Here is a 3,122-nt window from a genome sequence, read left to right on the forward strand (position 1 = left end):
GTGTAATTTTATTTGTGTGTAGCGGTCTTTATCTTTTGAAGCGACATAAAAGAGAAGTCAAAATGAACAAGCTAAGAAGAATGATGATATTTAAAGGGGTGGTAGAGTCAGGTTCACTGACGAAAGCTGCAGATAAGTTATCTTTGTCTAAATCTGTGATAAGCCAGCACTTAAAGAAATTGGAAGAAGAGATAGGAGCGCCACTACTGTACAGAAACACACGAAGTCAATCATTGACTAATGTTGGTAAAGATTTCTATACATACTGTCTTGAAATTAGCCATCTATCCGAGTTAGCGTGGGAAAAGGCAAGAGCTAAGCAATCTGAAATTTCTGGGCAATTAACAGTGACAGCATCTTATGCATTGATGCAAACCATCGTTGCGCCAGCATTATGTAAGCTGATTAAGGCGCACTCTAAAATACGTCTAAATTTAATTAATGAAGATCGACCACTCAATCTAGTTGAGCGGGGGATCGATCTTGCAGTCAGAGTGGGAAAAAGCGCAGACGTAGAGCAGTCACAGCAATATATCGGCTCATTTAGAGACGTTCTATATAAAGCTAAGGACAGTGAATTTGATGTGGGCACAGCGCCTTACATCGCAAACTCTTGGGAAGGAAAAGTCGCAAATTATCAATTTATGCATACAACCCAAAACATAGTGAAGCCGCTTTCATTTAGAGCGCATCACAAAACTAACTCAGTGAGTGACACCATTAGGCTTATTGAAAGCGGCCTCGGTATTGGGTTAGTGCCAGAAATCATCGCATTTGATAATCACAAGCTGGAACGGGTAGACCCTGACTTCGAGCTTGAAAAAGTAGAGATATTTTGCATCCATAAAGGGAGTATCGATGTACCTGCAACAATACAAATTGCGCAACGTGCTATTAAAAGTTATATGGATGCGCACCAGTTTGTATTAAAAAGTGCCGCGATGTACTCGTGTACGTGATGAAAACTTGGTAGCCATTTTAGTTACTCTGAATATGGGCTGTGTATTAGATCGCCTCAGTAAATTATTTCAATCTGGCTGTTTTTTGAATAGATAACATATAACGCAGAAAGTCACTACTACTCGAGTAGACTCAGAATGGGTAGGTTTAAGCGCTTTGGAAAAGGAAATTTTATTAATCAATATAATTAGCCAAAAGAACAGCGAAGTTTACTGAAAATACTGTCGCCACAATAAGTATTTGTCAAAGCGGTTACACTATAGACTCTTAACTGCATCAAAACCCCTCCTTGGGTGTTGTGTTTATTACTAAATTCTGACGGCAACGACATAGCGTATTCCGTTCCTAAACTTCAGCTTGAGTCACGAGATAATGAGCTTCATTAAAGTTTCGAATAAATTTCAAAACACAATGCTTTTTAACTAATCCAAAAGTATTGGATTTTAAGTTGCTTTAGTGATGTAAAACATCATAAAATCTGGTTTTTCGGTTATGCATTGACCGTAGAGGAGAAAAGTACGACAATGGTAGTATATTAAGAGGTGTTGCTGTAAACAATAAATTTACATTAACCCTATTTTATTGGAGTGGCTATGAAACTTAACTTTGCAACCTTAGTGTTAATGTCAGTCGTTGGTACAGCAAGTGCTGCCGATAATCTTGTTGTTAACGGCTCTTTTGAAACATCAGGAAATATTTCTGGTGATTGGGCGTTATTTGACAACCTCCAAGGTTGGAGTAGAGACGGTGCCAGATTTGAAATTCAAAAACAAAGTCTCGGTATTATCGTGCCACAAGAGGGCAATCAATACCTAGAGCTTGACTCTACAGCAAATTATACTATCTACCAGAATATTCCGACAACAGCTGGTAAAAAATATACTGTGAGCTTTTATTACTCGCCTCGAATCGTAAACAATAATTCAACCAATCGAGCTCGTGCTTGGTTTGGTGATAACACGTTAGTGACGATGAATGCAACGACCCGAGGCTGGACAAAATACGAGTACACAGTTGAAGCGACGAGCAGTTCAACACAACTTCGGTTTCAAGGCCTAGGTACTTCTGATTCATTGGGTGCGTTATTAGACAACGTAGTAGTGACAGAGGAAGAAGAAGTTACACCACCAGAGCCACCGGTGACTTGTAAAGTTGGCGTGTATGGTATCAATAACTTTGGTGAAGACAGCAACAGCTATGTTTATCATTTTGATGTCACCAACGGTACTTATGCGTACGTTGATGGGGTAGCGAATACAGCTTCAAATATCGCCGCACATGATGGTGAGCTATACTTTATGGAGCAAAATGATAGCGCAACTAAAGCGTCATCACTGTGGAAGGTCTCATTAGACAACGCGGAGCAGACTTTAGCTGCTAATGCGGTTTCTTGGCCGATTTATCGCTCAGCAGTAACGCCAGACGGCACTAAGTTATTAGCGACCAGTAAAACTTATCTGTATGAGTTTGATATGCAGACGGGTGAAAAAACAGTATTTGGCAAGTTAAGCTATACTGGTGATGACTTTTCACATGGTGACATTGCTTATTCAGCAGACACAAATGTAATTTACGTCCTAACAGGCAAAGCACTTTACACGTTAGACAAAGGCGCGATGACGTTAGACCTAGTTGGCGAACATGGCATAAATTGGGCATCTGGTTTGGCGGTAAGCGCAGATGGTACGTTATACGTGTCTGGCCGCAATAAAGGAGAAGATGCAAAGATCTATACACTAGATCCAAACACTGCAGAATCGACTTTTGTCATGGATGGCCCAGAGCACATCAATGACTTAACGTATGTAGCGAACTACTGTGAATAAATACAGAAACACGTAGACAGTAGACAAGGCGAGGGGAAACCCTCGCTTTTTTCGTTTTGGACCCAAGCTTCTATATCGCTACATAGAAGTATTTATCTTTGGGTTGACTAGGGGCGAGACTGGTGCTCCGATAGCTTAAAATAGCATTTCATTTAACACATCAAGCACAACTTTAGAAATCCTCCTGCGACCCGGCCTAATTTTAAACAGAGAAGCTCATAGATATTTTAAATAAAGTGTCTGGTTCGACCGACTAATGAAGTTGCCTGTTGCATTTGCAAAATAAAAACTTTTTTGCAAATTTCAAAACTTAAGACTAAATACACAGGGTATATC

2 protein-coding genes are annotated in these 3,122 nt (G+C 40.0%); both read left to right on the top strand.

Annotated features, from left to right (window positions below):
• The first annotated feature begins 62 nt into the window (after nucleotides 1–62).
• Nucleotides 63–959, top strand: coding sequence for a LysR family transcriptional regulator (locus tag L1D50_RS22310; protein ID WP_138524206.1), 897 nt, complete (start codon nucleotides 63–65; stop codon nucleotides 957–959).
• A 594-nt stretch (nucleotides 960–1,553) separates the two neighbouring features.
• Complete coding sequence (locus tag L1D50_RS22315; protein ID WP_239966867.1) at nucleotides 1,554–2,786, top strand: DUF642 domain-containing protein; 1,233 nt, start codon at nucleotides 1,554–1,556, stop codon at nucleotides 2,784–2,786.
• The last annotated feature ends 336 nt before the right edge of the window (nucleotides 2,787–3,122 follow it).

The sequence above is a fragment of the Pseudoalteromonas sp. Isolate6 genome (genome assembly GCF_022398435.1).
Classification (GTDB): domain Bacteria; phylum Pseudomonadota; class Gammaproteobacteria; order Enterobacterales; family Alteromonadaceae; genus Pseudoalteromonas; species Pseudoalteromonas galatheae.